Raw genomic sequence first — 15,530 nt, 5'->3', positions numbered from 1 at the left:
GGGCGGGTGACCACGCAGACCATCTGGATCGTCGTCGCGGTCGTCGTGGCCGTGCTGCTGATCGCCCTCGTCGCGGGGGTGGTGATCGCCCGCAGGCGGCGGATCAGCCTGCGGTCCGACGAGGAGCAGCGCGAGCTCGGGACCGAGCAGGAGACGCCGCGCACGGGCGGCACCTACCAGGCCGGGGGCGGCTTCGCCTTCTCCTCGGGCACGGCCACCGCGCCCGAACGGCCCCGCGCACCCGACGCCGGGGACACCGGCATCCCCGACACCACCGACACGGCCACGCCGGTCGACGAGACCCCGACCGCGGACGAGGTGCGCACCCCTCCTGGGGGCACCCCGGTCGTCGGCGGTGCCACCGAGGCTCGCACGCCGCCCGGCGGGATCCCGGTGAGCACCGCGCCGCCGGTCCCGTCCGCCGGCACGCCCAGCGGCCCGACGGTCCCGACCGAGCAGCGCGGCCCCGACCCGGGCACCGTCACGGGTACCCCGGGCGAGGGCCGGGTCATCGACACCGCCGAGGCCAGCAAGGATCCGGCGACCCGGCAGATCGCCCGGCCCGACGCCGGGACCGCCACCCCGGACGCCGGGACCACACAGCAGCTCCCGACCGAGCGGACCGGCGGGGCCGCCGGTGCCGCCGGTGCGGCGGCGACCGCACCGACAGCGCCGACAGCGCCGACCGAGCCCGTCGCACGGCCGGAGACCGGCACGTCGCCCACCGAGCCCGTCGCCCGGCCCACCGCGGACACCGCGCCGGCCGCCCCGGAGAGCCCCGCCGACGCGACGGCCCCGGTCGCCCCCGGCGCCCCGGCCGAGGACATCGATCCCGCCGAGGGCCGGATCGGCCGGCTGCGGGGGCGCCTCTCGCGCTCCCGGTCCGGGTTCGGGCAGAGCCTGCTCGGCCTGCTCGGCGCCGGCGACCTCGACGACGAGTCGTGGGAGGACGTCGAGGCCACCCTGCTGCAGGCCGACCTCGGCCCGGAGATGACCCAGGAGGTCACCGAGCAGCTGCGCGAGCAGCTCGCCGCCCGGGGCGTCCGGTCCGCGGAGCAGGTCCGCCAGACCCTGCACGACGTGCTCACCGGGGCGCTCGACACCGGCCAGGACCGCTCGGTGCACGCGCTGCCGCACGAGGGCCGGCCCGCCGTGCTCCTCGTCGTCGGCGTCAACGGCACCGGCAAGACGACGACCACCGGCAAGCTCGCCCGGGTGCTGGTCGCGGGCGGGCACCGGGTCACCCTCGGCGCCGCCGACACCTTCCGGGCGGCCGCCGCCGAGCAGCTGGTGACCTGGGGCGAGCGGTCCGGGGCCGGCGTCGTGCGCGGTCCGGAGGGATCGGACCCCGCCTCCGTCGCGTTCGACGCCGTCAAGCGCGGCACCGACGACGCCGTCGACGCCGTCCTGCTCGACACCGCGGGCCGGCTGCACACCAAGACCGGCCTGATGGACGAGCTCGGCAAGGTGAAGCGGGTCGTCGAGAAGCAGGCCCGGGTGGACGAGGTCCTCCTCGTCCTCGACGCCACCACCGGGCAGAACGGGCTCACCCAGGCCCGGGTGTTCGGCGAGGTCGTCGACGTCACCGGGATCGTGCTCACCAAGCTCGACGGCACCGCCAAGGGCGGCATCGTCTTCCGGGTGCAGCGCGAGCTCGGTGTCCCGGTGAAGCTGGTCGGGCTCGGCGAGGGCCCCGACGATCTCGCCCCGTTCGAGCCGAAGGCGTTCGTCGACGCCCTCCTGAACTGAGCGCGACGCCCGCACGAACGGCGCGGGAGCCTCTCCGGGGCTCCCGCGCCGTCGTCGTCCGCGGGTGTTACACCACGTGCTGCGGCTCACGAAACGGACCATCCGGATGACGTTCCGTACGCCGGATCCGGTTGGGTAACGCAACCGTCATCTGTTTCGGCGGCCTGTTAACGGGTGCGAAACGGACAGGCGCCGAGTGCGAAACACGGGATCACCATTGTTCCTCCCCAGTCGGACACCGACAGACGTGGGAGGGAACGGACCGTGCCACAGGAAGCCCTGAACGGCGGAGATACCGCCTGGATCCTCGCGAGCGCTGCGCTCGTACTGCTGATGACCCCGGGGGTGGCCCTGTTCTACGGCGGCCAGGCCCGGTCCAAGAGCGTCCTGAACATGATGATGATGTGCTTCAGCTCGCTGGGGCTCGTCGGCGTGCTGTGGATCCTCTTCGGTTACTCGATGACCTTCGGCACCGACCTCGGGGGCGGGCTGCTCGGCAACCCGTTCGAGGCGTTCGGTCTGTCGTCGGTCCTGGCGAACGACCAGGCCGAGAACGCGCTGCCGGACCTCGCGTTCGTCAGCTTCCAGGCGATGTTCGCGATCCTGACGGTCGCGCTGGTCGCGGGTGCCGCCGCCGACCGCATGAAGTTCGGCGCCTGGATGCTGTTCTCCGGGCTGTGGGCCACGCTGGTCTACTTCCCGATCGCGCACTGGGTCTTCGACCTGGAGCAGGGCTGGATCGCCACCTCGCTGGGCGCGCTGGACTTCGCCGGCGGTACCGCGGTGCACATCAACGCCGGTGTCGCCGCGCTGGTGCTCTGCATCATCCTCGGCAAGCGCCGCGGCTGGCCGCGTGAGGCCATGCGGCCGCACAACCTGACGATGGTCATGCTCGGTGCCGGTCTGCTGTGGTTCGGCTGGTTCGGCTTCAACGCCGGCTCCTCCGGTGCCGCCGACTGGGCCGCCGCCTACGCGTTCACCAACACCATCGCCGCCACCGCCGCCGCCATCCTCGGCTGGCTGCTGATCGAGAAGATCCGCTACGGCAAGGCCACCTCGCTGGGTGCCGCGTCGGGCATCGTCGCCGGTCTGGTCGCGATCACCCCGGCCTGTGCCTCGGTCTCGCCGCTGGGCGCCCTCGCCATCGGCGTCATCGCCGGTGCGCTGTCGGCCTACGCGGTCGGCTGGAAGTACAAGCTGGGCTACGACGACTCGTTCGACGTCGTCGGCGTCCACCTCGTCGCCGGCCTCTGGGGCACCCTGGCCATCGGCCTGTTCGCCACCGACATCGCCCCCGACGAGACCAACGGTCTCTTCTACGGCGGCGGCGCGGGCCAGCTCGGCATCCAGGCGGTCGCCGCACTCGCCACGATCGTCTACTGCGGCATCGTCACCACGATCATCGCCCTGGTCGTGAAGTTCACCCTGGGCCTGCGGGTCGAGGACGAGGCCGAGCAGACCGGTATCGACGAGGCGGAGCACGCCGAGACCGGCTACGAGTTCTCCGGCCTGCGTGGTGGCTCCGGCCTCGGCTCCGCGCCGAAGCCCCCGGCCGCCGCTCCGACCACCCCGGCGAAGCAGGAGGCCTGACCCATGAAGCTCGTGACCGCCATCGTCAAGCCGTTCGTCCTGGAGGACGTCAAGGGCGCGCTGGAGCAGATCGGTGTGCTCGGTCTGACCATCAGCGAGGTCCAGGGCTACGGCCGCCAGAAGGGCCACACCGAGGTCTACCGTGGCGCCGAGTACTCGGTCGACTTCGTGCCGAAGGTGCGGGTCGAGGTCGTCGTCGACGACGCCCTGCTGGACAAGGTCGTCGACGCGGTCGTCGAGGCCGCCCGCACCGGCAAGATCGGTGACGGCAAGGTCTGGGTGACCTCGGTCGAGACCGTCGTCCGCGTCCGCACCGGCGAGCGCGGCACCGACGCCATCTGATCACTCCGCAGCAAGGAGGACGGGCCCGTCGCATCCCACAGGGAGTGCGGCGGGCCCGTCCTCCGTCCGGAACAGAAACGGACAATCCGGCCCGATCCGGCCGGGACGGGTCATGACGAGACAGGAAGCGGGTGGCGCGGAGCGATGACGGTCCTCGGGTCGGGCGAGGCGGCGGACCTGGTCAAGGCGAAATCGGTACTGCTGGAGTCCAACGGCCGGAACCATCACGGGCCGGAGGCGTTGCGGGCCGCCCTGGTCGACCTGCACGACTTCTGGCTCTCCTCGCGCTGTGCGGCACTCGGGTTCGGCGGCGACGGCAGCGGCGTCGCCCTCGTCGCCGTCGGGGCGCTGGGGCGTCGCGAGCTCTGCCCCTGGTCCGACCTCGACCTCGTCCTGCTGCACGACGGCCGCAAGGGGATCGACACCCTCGCCGAGCAGCTCTGGTACCCGCTGTGGGACGCGGGCCTCGGCCTCGACCACTCGGTGCGCACCCCGGGCCAGGCCGTCCAGATCGCCACCACCGACCTGCGTGCCGCGTTCGGCCTGCTCGAGGCCCGGCACATCGCCGGCGACGGGACGCTCGCGACGAAGGTCCGCGACGCCGTCCGGCAGGCCTGGCGGGCCGGGATGCGCAGCCGCTTCGACGAGATCGTCGACACCACCACCGAACGCTGGCAGCGCAACGGCGACGTCGCGCACCGGATCGAGCCCGACCTCAAGAACGGCCACGGCGGGCTGCGCGACGTGCAGCTGATCGACGCGCTCGCCACCGCGCAGCTGGTCGACCGGCCCTCGGCGGAGGTCGTCGCCGCCCGCTCGCTGCTGCTCGACGTCCGCACGGAGCTGCACCGCCGCTCGGGCCGTGCGCGGGACGTGCTGCGCGCACAGGACGCCGACGACATCGCCGGGCTCATGGACCTCGGCGACCGCTTCGACCTGGCCCGGGCGCTGTCGGGAGGCGCCCGGGCCGTCGCGTTCGGCGCCGAGGTGGTGCTGCGCCAGGCCCGCAACGCGCTGCCCCGGCGCGGGCTCGCCGCCCTCCGGCGCGCGCCCGTCCGGCGGCCCCTGGACTCCGGCGTCGTCGAGCACGGCGGGGAGGTCGGGCTCGCCCGCGACGCCTCCGCCGCCAAGGACCCCGCGCTCGTCCTGCGGGTCGCGGCCACCGCTGCCCGCACCGGGCTGCCCATCTCCGCCGGCACCCTGACCCGGCTCGCCGACACCGCCCCCGAGCTGCGTACGCCGTGGCCGCGGGCGGCGCTGGCCGAGCTGCTCGCCCTGCTCGGCACCGGCCAGGCGATGGTCGGCGTGATCGAGTCCCTGGACCGGACCGGGCTGTGGGGGCGGCTGTTCCCCGAGTGGGGTGCGGTGCGGGACCTGCCGCCGCGGGACCGCACCCACGTCTGGACCGTCGACCGGCACCTGGTCGAGGTCGGCGCCCAGGCCGCGCGGCTGACCACCCGGGTCGCCCGCCCCGACCTGCTGCTGGTCGGCGCGCTGCTGCACGACATCGGCAAGGGCCGGGGCGGGGACCACTCGGTCGTCGGGGAGTCGCTGGTCCGGCAGATCGGCGAGCGGCTCGGGCTGCGCGCGGCCGACATCGAGCTGCTCGCCGCGATGGTCCGGCACCACCTGCTGCTGCCGCACACCGCGACCCGCCGCGACCCGGACGACCCCGCCACGGTGGCCCGGGTGCTGGACACGCTGCGGGAGACCGTCGACGGGGACGACACGGCCGTCGGCGTCCTGCTCGAGCTGCTCGACGCCCTCGCCGAGGCCGACTCGCTCGGCACCGGGCCCGGGGTGTGGAGCCCGTGGCGGCGCACCCTCATCCAGGGCCTGTCCGGCCGCTGCCTGTCCGCGCTGGACGGCAGGCCGTTCGTCGAGCCCGGCCCGCCGGACCCGGCGTACAAGGAGATGGTCGAGGCGGTCGCGGAGGACGACCAGCCCCAGGTCCGGTTCTCCACCGGTGACGACGTCGCGACCGTCGCCGTCGCGGTCCCGGACCGGCGCGGGGCGCTGTCCGCGGTCGCCGGCGTGGTGGCGCTGCACTCGCTGCAGGTGCACGCCGCCGATCTCGCGACCGAGGCCGGGGTCGTCGTGGTCACCTTCGCCGTGACCCCGCGGTTCGGGGGACTGCCGGACCCGGCGCTGGTCCGGTCCGACCTGGTCCGGGTGCTGTCCGGATCGCTCGAGCTGGGCGCGGCGCTGGCCCGCAAGGAACGCGACTACGCCCCCTCCACCCCGGAGGTGGAGCGCACCGCGCCGCCGCGGGTGCTGTGGTTCGACGACGAGGCCACCGGCGCCGTCGTGCTCGAGCTCCGCGGGACCGACCGGATCGGTCTGCTGCACCACGTCACCGCCGCGCTGGAGCGCACCGGGATCGATCTCGTCTGGGCCCGGGTCGAGACGCTCGGGTCGTCGGTCGTCGACTCGTTCGGCATCGCCGGGGCACCGGAACGGGCCGCCCGCAAGGAGATCGAGCGTGCGGTGCTGGCGGTCGCGGCCGGGCGGTCGGCGGCCCGCGCCTGAGCCGACCGGGGCCCGGACGCGACCCGGGCCGGGAACGGGGGCATCCTCTCGGGGCGAAACCGCGTCCGGAGGGGGAAGCGATGAAGCTGGTGACCGCGATCGTCAAGCCGTTCGTGCTGGCCGACGTCAGGGAGGCCCTGGAGGGGATCGGCGTGCTCGGCATGACCGTGACCGAGGTGCAGGGCTACGGCAGGCAGAAGGGCCACACCGAGGTCTACCGGGGTGCCGAGTACCAGGTCGATCTCGTGCCGAAGGTGCGGATCGAGGTCGTGGTCGGCGACGAGGTCGCGGACCGGGCCCTGCAGACCGTCGTCGACGCCGCACACACGGGGCGGATCGGCGACGGGAAGGTCTGGCTGACCGCCGTCGAGACCCTGGTGCGGGTACGGACGGGGGAGCGGGGCGACGACGCCGTGTGAGCGGGCCGCACCCGGCCGCCGCGGGCGGTGCTCGGGTGTGCCGTGCCGGACACGCCGCGTGACCGGAACGATCCCGGCCGCCCGACCGTTTCATCCCACATGACCACCGCCGGTGCCGTGCCGCTCGACGACGTGCCCCTGCCCGCGCCCCCGACCGCCGGCGCGACGGCGGACCCCGTCCGCGCGGACGCGGACGCCGGGCCGCTCGTCGTGCACCTGCCGGGGCGGACGTTGCTGCTGGTCGCGGGCCTGCCCGGGGCGGGCAAGTCCACGCTGCTGGCCGAGCTGACCGCGTGCCGGGGCGTCCGGGTCCTCGACTCGGGGGAGTCCCGCGCCGCGCTCGCGGCCCGGCTGCCGGCGGGGACGCCGTACGCGGCCTACCGCTGGCTGACCCATCTGGCCCACCGCGCGTCGGTGGCCGGGGCCTGCGCCGGGCCGGCGGACACCGTCGTCGTGCACCTGCCGGCGACCGCGCCCCGGGTGCGGGCCGCGGTCCGTGGGCTCGCCCGGCTGACCGGCCGCGCGCCGCACCTGCTGTGGCTGGACGTGCCGGCGGGACAGGCGCTCGCCGGGCAGCACGCGCGCGGCCGGGTCGTGCGGTCCCGCCCGTTCGACCGGCACGCCGGGCGTGCGGCACGGACCGCGGACCTGCTGCGTGCGGGGGGTGAACCGGGCTGGACCTCGGTGCGGACGACCGATCGCTCCGGCGCCCGCCGGGGCCTGGCGCTGGCCAAGTAGGCTGGTAAGGGTGTTCGACTCCCTCTCCGAGCGGCTCGGATCCACGCTGCGTGATCTCCGCGGCAAGGGCCGGCTCTCCGACGCCGACATCGACGCCACCGCGCGCGAGATCCGGATCGCGCTGCTGGAGGCGGACGTCGCCCTGCCGGTGGTCCGCGGGTTCATCGCGCGCATCAAGGAACGGGCCAAGGGGTCGGAGGTCTCGCAGGCCCTGAACCCCGCCCAGCAGGTCGTCAAGATCGTCAACGAGGAGCTCGTGACGATCCTCGGCGGCGAGACGCGGCGGCTGAACCTCGCCAAGGAACCGCCGACGGTCATCATGCTGGCCGGTCTGCAGGGCGCCGGTAAGACGACCCTGGCCGGCAAGCTCGCGCGCTGGCTCAAGGGGCAGGGGCACACCCCGCTGCTGGTGGCGTGCGACCTGCAGCGCCCGAACGCGGTGAACCAGCTGCAGATCGTCGGCGAGCGCGCCGGCGTGCAGACCTTCGCGCCGCACCCGGGCGCCACCGGGTCCGGTGAGCTGCCGGAGGGCCCCGGTGACCCGGTCGGCGTCGCCCGCGGCGGCATCGCGCACGCCCGCGAGAAGCAGTACGACGTCGTCGTCGTCGACACCGCGGGCCGCCTCGGTGTCGACGAGGAGCTGATGCGCCAGGCGTCCGACATCCGGACGGCGGTCGACCCGGACGAGGTCCTGTTCGTCGTCGACGCCATGATCGGTCAGGACGCGGTGGCGACCGCCGAGGCGTTCCGCGACGGCGTCGGCTTCACCGGTGTCGTGCTCACCAAGCTCGACGGCGACGCCCGCGGTGGCGCCGCGCTGTCGGTCCGCGAGGTCACCGGGCAGCCGATCCTCTTCGCGTCGAACGGCGAGAAGCTCGAGGACTTCGACGTCTTCCACCCCGACCGGATGTCCTCGCGCATCCTCGGGATGGGTGACCTGCTCACCCTGATCGAGCAGGCCGAGCAGGTCTTCGACGCCGAGCAGTCCGCGGCCGCCGCGCAGAAGATCAGCTCCGGCGAGCTGTCCCTGGAGGACTTCCTCCAGCAGATGATGCAGCTGCGCAAGATGGGGCCGATCGGCAACATCCTCAACATGCTCCCGGGCGCCAACCAGGGGCAGATGAAGGCCGCGCTCGAGCAGGTCGACGACAAGCAGATCGACCGCCTGCAGGCGATCATCCGCGGCATGACCCCGGCCGAGCGGGACGACCCGAAGATCATCAACGCGTCCCGGCGGCAGCGGATCGCGACCGGCTCGGGCGTCACCGTCTCCGACGTGAACGACCTGGTCAACCGCTTCTTCGAGGCCCGCAAGATGATGAAGCAGATGGCCGGTCAGTTCGGTTTCGGCGGCGGCGGGCGCAAGGCCACCAAGAAGGTCCCGAAGAACGCGCGCAAGGCGAAGCAGGCGAAGAAGCGCCGCAGCGGCAACCCCGCGAACCGGGCCGGGCAGGCCGGCGGGCCGGACCTGTCGAACCTGCCGCCGAGCCTGCAGCAGCTCCCGCCGGGGCTCGCCGGGATGGACCAGCTGCCGCCCGGCTTCGACCCGTCGACGCTGGACTTCGGCAAGAAGAAGTGACGTAGGGTCGCCCGCTATGGGCGATCTTCCTGCCGCGGGGTGGCGGCTGCGCGGAACGGTGCTGGGCCCCGCCGGGGCGGAGTCGGCCGACCTGTACGTCGACGGCTCCGGGCGGATCGTCGCCGAGCCGCTGCCGGGCGCCGAGGACCTGGTCACCTCCGGGTGGATCGTGCCCGGCCTGGTCGACGCGCACTGCCACGTCGGCCTCGGCCCGGACGGCCCGGTCACCGACCTCGAGGAGTGCGCGGCGCAGGCCCGCACCGACCGTGACGCGGGCACCCTGCTCCTGCGGGACTGCGGTTCCCCGGTCGACACCTCGCCGCTGCAGGCCCGCGACGACCTGCCCGAGATCATCCGGGCCGGGCGGCACGTGGCCCGGCCGAAGCGCTACATCCCCGGGCTCGCCGCCGAGCTGGACGACCCGCGGCTGCTCGTCGACGAGGTGCGCACCCAGGCCGCCCGCGGCGACGGCTGGGTCAAGCTCGTCGGCGACTGGATCGACCGTGGTCTCGGCGACGGCGCCGACCTCGCCCCGCTCTGGCCGGACGAGGTGCTCGCCGAGGCGATCGCCGCCGCGCACGACGCCGGTGCCCGGGTCACCGCGCACGTCTTCGGCACCGAGGCGCTGCCCGGGCTGATCGGCGCCGGGATCGACTGCATCGAGCACGGCCCCGGTCTCACCGACGACCTGATCGACGAGATGGCCGCGCGCGGCACCGCACTGGTGCCGACGCTGATCAACGTCGAGACGTTCCCGTCGATCGCCGACAAGGCGACGAAGTACCCGCGCTACGCCGGGCACATGCGTGACCTGCACGCGCACGCCTGGGAGACCGTCGGGAAGGCGATCGAGGCCGGGGTGCGGGTCTACGCGGGGACCGACGCCGGCGGTGGCATCCGGCACGGCCGGATCGCCGACGAGGTCGCCGAGCTCGCCCGGGCCGGGCACCCGGACCCGATCGGCGCCGCGAGCTGGGCGGCGCGGGAGTGGCTGGGCCGCCCGGCCGGTCCGGTCCCGGGCGCGCCGGCCGACCTGGTCGTCTACGACCGTGATCCGCGCGACGACCTCGGCGTGCTGCGGAGCCCGTCGGTGGTACTGGTGCGCGGACGTCGGGTATCAGTGGGGGCATGACCTCCACGCCCGGGCCGCCGGGCGGTCCCGCAGGCTTCTCCGGCGCCTACCGGCCGCAGGCCGGTGCGTTCGGCCTCGACCCGTCCCCGACACCGCGGGTGCGGTGGGGGCTGTGGGCGTTCCTGGTCGTCGAGGCGGTGTTCCTCGGCTCGTCGGCCCTGGTCGGGCTGGCGATCGACGTAGACTCCGCCGGCGAGGTGCTGCTCGCGATCGCGGTCCCGACCGTGCTCGCCGCCCTGACCTGCATCGGCTGGACGCTCTGGCGGGGCGACGGTCCGGTCGCCGACCTGGGGCTGCGGTTCCGCTGGGAGGACGTCGGGGCCGGGCTGCTGATCGGGATCGCCGGGCTGTTCGTCACCGTCCCGGCCGCCTTCGGCTACCTCTACCTGGTCGGTCCGGACCTCACGACGTCGGTGGGCGTCGCGTTCGAGGGGATCCGGACGACCTGGCCGGTCGCGCTCGCCGTCATGTTCGGCATCGTGGTGATCGCCCCGGTCTGCGAGGAGATCGTCTACCGCGGGCTGCTGTGGAACGCCGTGGCGAAGTGGGTCGCCAACCGCTGGGTGGTGTTCCTGGTGACCACCGCCGTCTTCGCCGTCGCCCACCTGGAGCTCCTGCGGGCGCCGCTGCTGTTCGTGGTGACGCTGCCGCTGGGCGTCGCACGGCTGCTCACCGGGCGGCTGACCGCGGGTGTGGTCGCGCACGCGGTGAACAACTTCCTGCCCGGACTGGCGCTCGCGCTCATGCTGGTCGGGGTCGTCCCTGCCGTCTGACGGCCGTCTGGCAGAATGGTCGATCGGGCCCGTGGCCGGCCCTCTACCAGCCACGGCCGATGACCTTCGAGTGAGCGAGCCCGTACCCCACGCGAGCACCAGCTGACTCATCGCAGCACGAATCGACATTCGCGAGGAGCACCACAGCGTGGCCGTCAAGATCAAGCTGATGCGTCTGGGCAAGATCCGTCAGCCGTACTACCGCGTCGTCGTCGCGGACTCCCGTACGCGGCGGAACGGCCGGGCCATCGAGACCATCGGCAAGTACCACCCGAAGAACGAGCCGAGCCTCATCGAGATCGACTCGGAGCGGGCGCAGTACTGGCTGGGTGTCGGCGCGCTGCCGACCGAGACGGTGCAGAACCTGCTCGAGATCACCGGTGACTGGCAGAAGTTCAAGGGTCTGCCGGGCACCGAGGGCACCCTGAAGCCGCAGGCGGAGAAGGCCGACAAGCTCGCCCGCTTCCAGCAGGCACTGGCCCAGGCCAACGACGAGCCGAGCACCCCGGCCACCACCCCGAAGAAGAAGGGCGGCGGCGACCGCGTCGGCAAGACCGCGGACGACGCCCCGGCCGAGGCCGCCACCAAGAGCGACGACGTCGTCGACGCCACCAAGGACGCCGACGCGCCTGCCGCCGAGTCGTGACCCTCCTGGCGGACGCGCTCGAGCACCTCGTGCGCGGCATCGTCGACCACCCCGACGACGTCCGGGTGGACCTGGTCACCGGCCGTCGTGGGCGGATCCTGGAGGTCCGGGTGCACCCCGACGACCTGGGCAAGGTGATCGGCCGTGGTGGCCGCACCGCCACCGCCCTGCGCAACGTGATCGGCGGAGTGGGCGGCCGCGGGGTGCGGGTCGACGTCGTCGACACCGACCGGTGACCAGCAGCAATCCACGCACCAGCGACGCCGGCCGGGACCAGGTCCTGGTCGGCGTCGTCGTGCGTGTGCACGGTCTGCGCGGCGAGGTCGTCGTCGAGTCGCGGACCGACTCCCCGGAGGAGCGGTTCGCCCCCGGAGCGGTCCTGCACGGCAGCCGCCGGCGGGGGAGCGGGCCGGGGCCTCTCACGGTGGCCACCTCCCGCGCGCACTCCGGGCGCTGGCTCGTCCTGTTCGAGGGTGTCGGCGACCGTGACGGGGCCGAGGAGCTCCGTGGCGTGCAGCTGCTGCTGCCGACGACGGAGCTCGCCGAGCCCGACGACCCGGAGGAGTTCCACGTCCACCGGCTCACCGGCCTGCGGGCCGAGCTGACCGACGGGACGCCGGCCGGGACGATCACCGACGTGGTGCACGGTCCCGGGGGATCGCTGCTGGTCGTGACCCGGCCCGCCGGGCACGAGGCGATGGTCCCGTTCGTCGGCGAGATCGTGCCGGAGGTCGATCTCGAGGGCGGCCGGGTCGTCCTCGATCCGCCCGAGGGGCTGCTCGACCCCGAGGAGTGAGCACCGGTGAGGCCCGGCGTCGCACGACGCCGGGCCTTTTCCGTGGCCGCGCTGTCAACGTCGGTTGACAGTCTGTCGATGTCAACCTATGTTGACAGGCATGAGCGATGCGACGGCGGTGGCCGCGGCGGCGTCCAGCAAGGACCCGGCCGTCGGCCTGGCGGCGGTGGCGGCCCTGCGCGGCCTGCAGGAGTCGCTGGAGGAGCTGCAGGTGACCAGCGCACGCGACCAGGGCTGGTCCTGGCAGCAGATCGCCGACGCGCTCCGGATCAGTCGCCAGGCGGTGCACAAGAAGTACCGCCGGCTCGGGCTGTAGCGGCCCGCGACGAGGGGAGAGCACGTGTTCGAGAGGTTCACCGACCCGGCCCGGCGTGCCGTCGTCGTCGCCCAGGAGGAGGCGCGGGGGCGCCACGCCGACCGGATCGGCCCGGAGCACCTGCTGCTGGGGATCCTGCGCTGCCCGGGGACGCCGGGGGAGGAGCTGCTGCGTGCCGCCGGCGTCGGTGCGGCGCAGGTCGACCACGACCTGGCCCGCGCCCGGCCGGACGACGCCGACGCCCTCGCCACCCTCGGCATCGACCTCGACGAGGTGCGCCGGGCCGCCGAGGAGTCCTTCGGGCCGGGCGCCCTGGACCGGACCGGTGGGCGCCGCGGACGGTGGTTCGCCGGGCACATCCCGTTCGACCGGCTCACGAAGAAGGCCCTGGAGCTCGCGCTGCGGGAGGCGATCCGCCTGGGGGACCGGCACATCGGCACCGAGCACCTGCTGCTGGGGCTGCTGCATCCCGGTCACACGGCGTCGCAGGTCCTCCAGGGGCGGGGCGTGACCCTGCAGGGGACGCGGCGGACGGTCGCCGAGCGCCCCGGCCGCCGGGCGGGCTGACCGCCACCCGTGGATCCGGCCGCCCGTCAGGCCCGGTACTCGTCCAGCGGGTCGCCGGCGGTGTCGTCGGCCGGGTCGTCCGGATCCTCCGTCGGGTCGACCCGGGTCTCCGCCGACCGCACCCCGGCCGTCTCGGCGAGGGTCGCGGCCAGCGAGTTCAGGTCGCCCCGCCCGTCCAGGCGCAGCGTGAGCGCGGCGACCCGGCCGCCGTCGCCGGTGACCGACCCGCGGTGCACGGACACCCCGGCGACGGAGAACCCGGCGTCGGTGCAGCGTTCGAGGACCCCGCGGAGCACACCCAGGCCGTCGTCGTAGCGGATGCGCAGCACCGGCGGGCGGCGACGGCGGCGCCGGACCGCCCGGGCGAGCGGCTGCAGCCCGCGGGTCACGAGGAAGTGGGCCGCGGTCGCGAGCACGGCGAGCAGCGGCAGTCCCGCCCCGCAGGCGGTGCCGACCGCGGCGGCGAGCCAGATCGTGGCGGCGGTCGTGAGGCCCCGCACGACGTCCTGCCGGACGAAGATCAGCCCGGCGCCGATGAACCCGATCCCGGAGACGATCTGCGCCGCGATCCGGGACGGGTCCAGCGCGACGTGCTCGGTCGCCAGCAGGTCCGCGAAGCCGTACTTCGAGATCACCATGAACACGGCCGCACCCACGCCGACGAGCACGTGCGTCCGCAGGCCGGCGCTCTTGGCCCCCGCCTCGCGCTCCAGGCCGATGGCCGTCGTCAGGACCAGGGCGAGCAGGACCGGGGGTAGGAGGTCCCACTGGGCCGCGGTGGACCACAGCGGACCCGACCAGCCGTCCGGCACTGCCGACCTCCCTCGTCGTCCGGGAATGCGGGGCTGCGACGATCCGCCGCGTGCGGATCGACGTCGTCACCATCTTCCCCTCCTACCTCGAACCGTTGCGCGAGGCACTGCTGGGGCGGGCGATCGAGCGCGGCCTGCTCGAGGTCGGGGTGCACGATCTGCGCCGCTGGACCCACGACGTCCACCAGGCCGTCGACGACTCGCCCTACGGCGGCGGGCCGGGGATGGTCATGCGGCCGCAGGTCTGGGGCGACGCGCTCGACGAGGTGCTCGCCGGTCCGCCGGCCCGGCTGGTCGTCCCGACCCCGGCCGGCCGGCCCTTCACCCAGGAGACCGCGCGCGCCTGGTCCGCCGACCAGCGCCTCGTGTTCGCCTGCGGCCGCTACGAGGGCATCGACGAGCGGGTGCTGCTCGACGCGCGGGCCCGCGGGACCCGGGTCGACGAGGTGTCGATCGGTGACTACGTGCTGGTCGGCGGCGAGGTCGCGGTCCTCGTGATGGTCGAGGCCGTCGCCCGGTTGCTGCCGGGGGTGCTCGGCAACCCGCGCTCGGCGGAGGAGGACTCGTTCTCCGACGGGCTGCTCGAGGGGCCGTCCTACACCCGTCCCGAGACGTGGCGCGGGCTCGCCGTGCCGGACGTCCTGCGCAGCGGCAACCACGCCGCGATCGACCGCTGGCGCCGCGACCGGGCCCTGGAACGCACCCGCGACCGGCGCCCCGACCTGCTCGAGGCGCTCCCCGACGGCGCGCTCGACGCCGCCGACCGCGCCGCACTGGCCGCCGGGCGCACCGACGAGGACGGGTCGCCGGCCGGCTGACCGGTCCCGGCGGGGGCCCGCACCGCCCCGGGCGGGCTCCGGTCCCCGGGCTCCGGAGCGCCGGACCCCGCGGGCGGACCGGCCACCGGGTGTCCGGGCCGATCGGGCCGTCTGGCACTATGGACGGGTTGCCAGCGCCGTGTGCGGTGCCCGGTGACGGTCCCGTGCGCCACCCGGTCGACCCGGGGAGCGCCGGCCGCGCCGGAGCCCGCCATCCGGACGAGCGTCCCACCACCAGGTGCGGACGGCCCGGATGGCCCGGGAGAAAGCCCCGGAACGACCCGGGGCGGCACCGTATGAACCGCACGAACGACACACGAGGACGGACGTCGACATGAACACCCTGGACGCACTGGACGCGGAGATCCTGCGCTCCGACATCCCGGACTTCCGGCCCGGCGACACCCTCAAGGTGCACGTGAAGGTCATCGAGGGCAGCCGCACCCGTACCCAGGTCTTCCAGGGCGTGGTCATCCGCCGCCAGGGCTCGGGCGCCCGCGAGACCTTCACCGTCCGCAAGATCTCGTTCGGCGTCGGCGTCGAGCGCACCTTCCCGGTGCACACGCCGAACATCGACAAGATCGAGGTCGCCACCCGCGGCGCCGTCCGCCGGGCGAAGCTCTACTACCTCCGTGACCTGCGCGGCAAGGCCGCGAAGATCAAGGAGCGCCGGGAGACCCCGACCGCGTCCTGACCGTCACCCCGTCGTGACGGTCCGGTGACG

General features: G+C 74.3%; 17 protein-coding genes. 16 read left to right on the top strand and 1 reads right to left on the bottom strand.

Going from position 1 to position 15,530, the window contains the following annotated elements; all coding sequences use genetic code 11:
* Positions 1 to 6: 6 nt before the first annotated feature.
* From ftsY to PP1_RS09210, 14 genes are all read left to right on the top strand, one after another.
* Positions 7 to 1,749: a signal recognition particle-docking protein FtsY gene (ftsY, locus tag PP1_RS09275; RefSeq protein ID WP_060573357.1), complete on the top strand. Its 1,743-nt coding sequence runs from the start codon at positions 7 to 9 to the stop codon at positions 1,747 to 1,749.
* Positions 1,750 to 2,028: 279 nt separating this feature from the next.
* Complete coding sequence (locus PP1_RS09270) at positions 2,029 to 3,339, top strand: ammonium transporter (protein WP_029239237.1); 1,311 nt, start codon at positions 2,029 to 2,031, stop codon at positions 3,337 to 3,339.
* 3 nt (positions 3,340 to 3,342) lie between these two features.
* Positions 3,343 to 3,681: a P-II family nitrogen regulator gene (locus PP1_RS09265; protein WP_010225327.1), complete on the top strand. Its 339-nt coding sequence runs from the start codon at positions 3,343 to 3,345 to the stop codon at positions 3,679 to 3,681.
* A gap of 144 nt (positions 3,682 to 3,825) precedes the next feature.
* Positions 3,826 to 6,210 carry a [protein-PII] uridylyltransferase gene (locus tag PP1_RS09260; RefSeq protein ID WP_075314048.1) on the top strand — a complete coding sequence of 795 codons (2,385 nt, stop codon included), beginning with the start codon at positions 3,826 to 3,828 and terminating at the stop codon, positions 6,208 to 6,210.
* Positions 6,211 to 6,290: 80 nt separating this feature from the next.
* Positions 6,291 to 6,629 (top strand): P-II family nitrogen regulator, encoded by a 339-nt coding sequence (locus tag PP1_RS09255; RefSeq protein ID WP_010236519.1) that lies wholly within the window; start codon positions 6,291 to 6,293, stop codon positions 6,627 to 6,629.
* 99 nt (positions 6,630 to 6,728) lie between these two features.
* The gene (locus PP1_RS09250; RefSeq protein WP_083697057.1) at positions 6,729 to 7,367 is read left to right on the top strand and encodes an AAA family ATPase; all 639 of its coding nucleotides are present in this window, start codon (positions 6,729 to 6,731) and stop codon (positions 7,365 to 7,367) included.
* Positions 7,368 to 7,377: 10 nt separating this feature from the next.
* The gene (ffh, locus tag PP1_RS09245) at positions 7,378 to 8,946 is read left to right on the top strand and encodes a signal recognition particle protein (RefSeq protein ID WP_010229574.1); all 1,569 of its coding nucleotides are present in this window, start codon (positions 7,378 to 7,380) and stop codon (positions 8,944 to 8,946) included.
* A 16-nt stretch (positions 8,947 to 8,962) separates the two neighbouring features.
* Positions 8,963 to 10,078, top strand: a complete 1,116-nt coding sequence (locus PP1_RS09240) for an amidohydrolase family protein (protein WP_033199485.1) — start codon at positions 8,963 to 8,965, stop codon at positions 10,076 to 10,078.
* Positions 10,075 to 10,851 (top strand): CPBP family intramembrane glutamic endopeptidase, encoded by a 777-nt coding sequence (locus tag PP1_RS09235; protein ID WP_010229568.1) that lies wholly within the window; start codon positions 10,075 to 10,077, stop codon positions 10,849 to 10,851. The genes PP1_RS09240 and PP1_RS09235 overlap by 4 nt, the downstream gene beginning before the upstream one ends.
* Before the next feature lie 148 nt (positions 10,852 to 10,999).
* On the top strand, positions 11,000 to 11,497 hold the full coding sequence (rpsP, locus tag PP1_RS09230; RefSeq protein ID WP_010229565.1) for a 30S ribosomal protein S16: 498 nt from the start codon (positions 11,000 to 11,002) through the stop codon (positions 11,495 to 11,497).
* The gene (locus PP1_RS09225) at positions 11,494 to 11,733 is read left to right on the top strand and encodes an RNA-binding protein (RefSeq protein ID WP_010229562.1); all 240 of its coding nucleotides are present in this window, start codon (positions 11,494 to 11,496) and stop codon (positions 11,731 to 11,733) included. The genes rpsP and PP1_RS09225 overlap by 4 nt, the downstream gene beginning before the upstream one ends.
* Positions 11,730 to 12,293 carry a ribosome maturation factor RimM gene (rimM, locus tag PP1_RS09220; protein WP_010229560.1) on the top strand — a complete coding sequence of 188 codons (564 nt, stop codon included), beginning with the start codon at positions 11,730 to 11,732 and terminating at the stop codon, positions 12,291 to 12,293. The genes PP1_RS09225 and rimM overlap by 4 nt, the downstream gene beginning before the upstream one ends.
* Positions 12,294 to 12,393: 100 nt before the next feature.
* Complete coding sequence (locus PP1_RS09215; protein ID WP_010229557.1) at positions 12,394 to 12,609, top strand: helix-turn-helix domain-containing protein; 216 nt, start codon at positions 12,394 to 12,396, stop codon at positions 12,607 to 12,609.
* Between the two features lie 24 nt (positions 12,610 to 12,633).
* Entirely contained in the window at positions 12,634 to 13,176 is a 543-nt protein-coding gene (locus PP1_RS09210) for a Clp protease N-terminal domain-containing protein (protein ID WP_010229554.1), read from the top strand.
* A gap of 26 nt (positions 13,177 to 13,202) precedes the next feature.
* On the opposite strand, the gene PP1_RS09205 is transcribed toward PP1_RS09210, so the two are convergent.
* A complete protein-coding gene (locus PP1_RS09205; protein ID WP_010229550.1) occupies positions 13,203 to 13,988 on the bottom strand; it encodes an MgtC/SapB family protein in 786 nt (261 codons plus the stop codon).
* A gap of 50 nt (positions 13,989 to 14,038) precedes the next feature.
* Here PP1_RS09205 and trmD point away from each other — a divergent pair, with 50 nt between their 5' ends.
* Positions 14,039 to 14,806, top strand: a complete 768-nt coding sequence (trmD, locus tag PP1_RS09200; protein ID WP_075314049.1) for a tRNA (guanosine(37)-N1)-methyltransferase TrmD — start codon at positions 14,039 to 14,041, stop codon at positions 14,804 to 14,806.
* Between the two features lie 334 nt (positions 14,807 to 15,140).
* The gene (gene rplS, locus PP1_RS09195) at positions 15,141 to 15,500 is read left to right on the top strand and encodes a 50S ribosomal protein L19 (RefSeq protein WP_010228698.1); all 360 of its coding nucleotides are present in this window, start codon (positions 15,141 to 15,143) and stop codon (positions 15,498 to 15,500) included.
* The last annotated feature ends 30 nt before the right edge of the window (positions 15,501 to 15,530 follow it).

The organism is Pseudonocardia sp. P1 (assembly GCF_000178675.2).
Lineage (GTDB): Bacteria > Actinomycetota > Actinomycetes > Mycobacteriales > Pseudonocardiaceae > Pseudonocardia.
The sequence above is the reverse complement of the archived record's forward strand: the minus strand, read 5'-3'. Positions and strand labels throughout refer to the sequence as shown.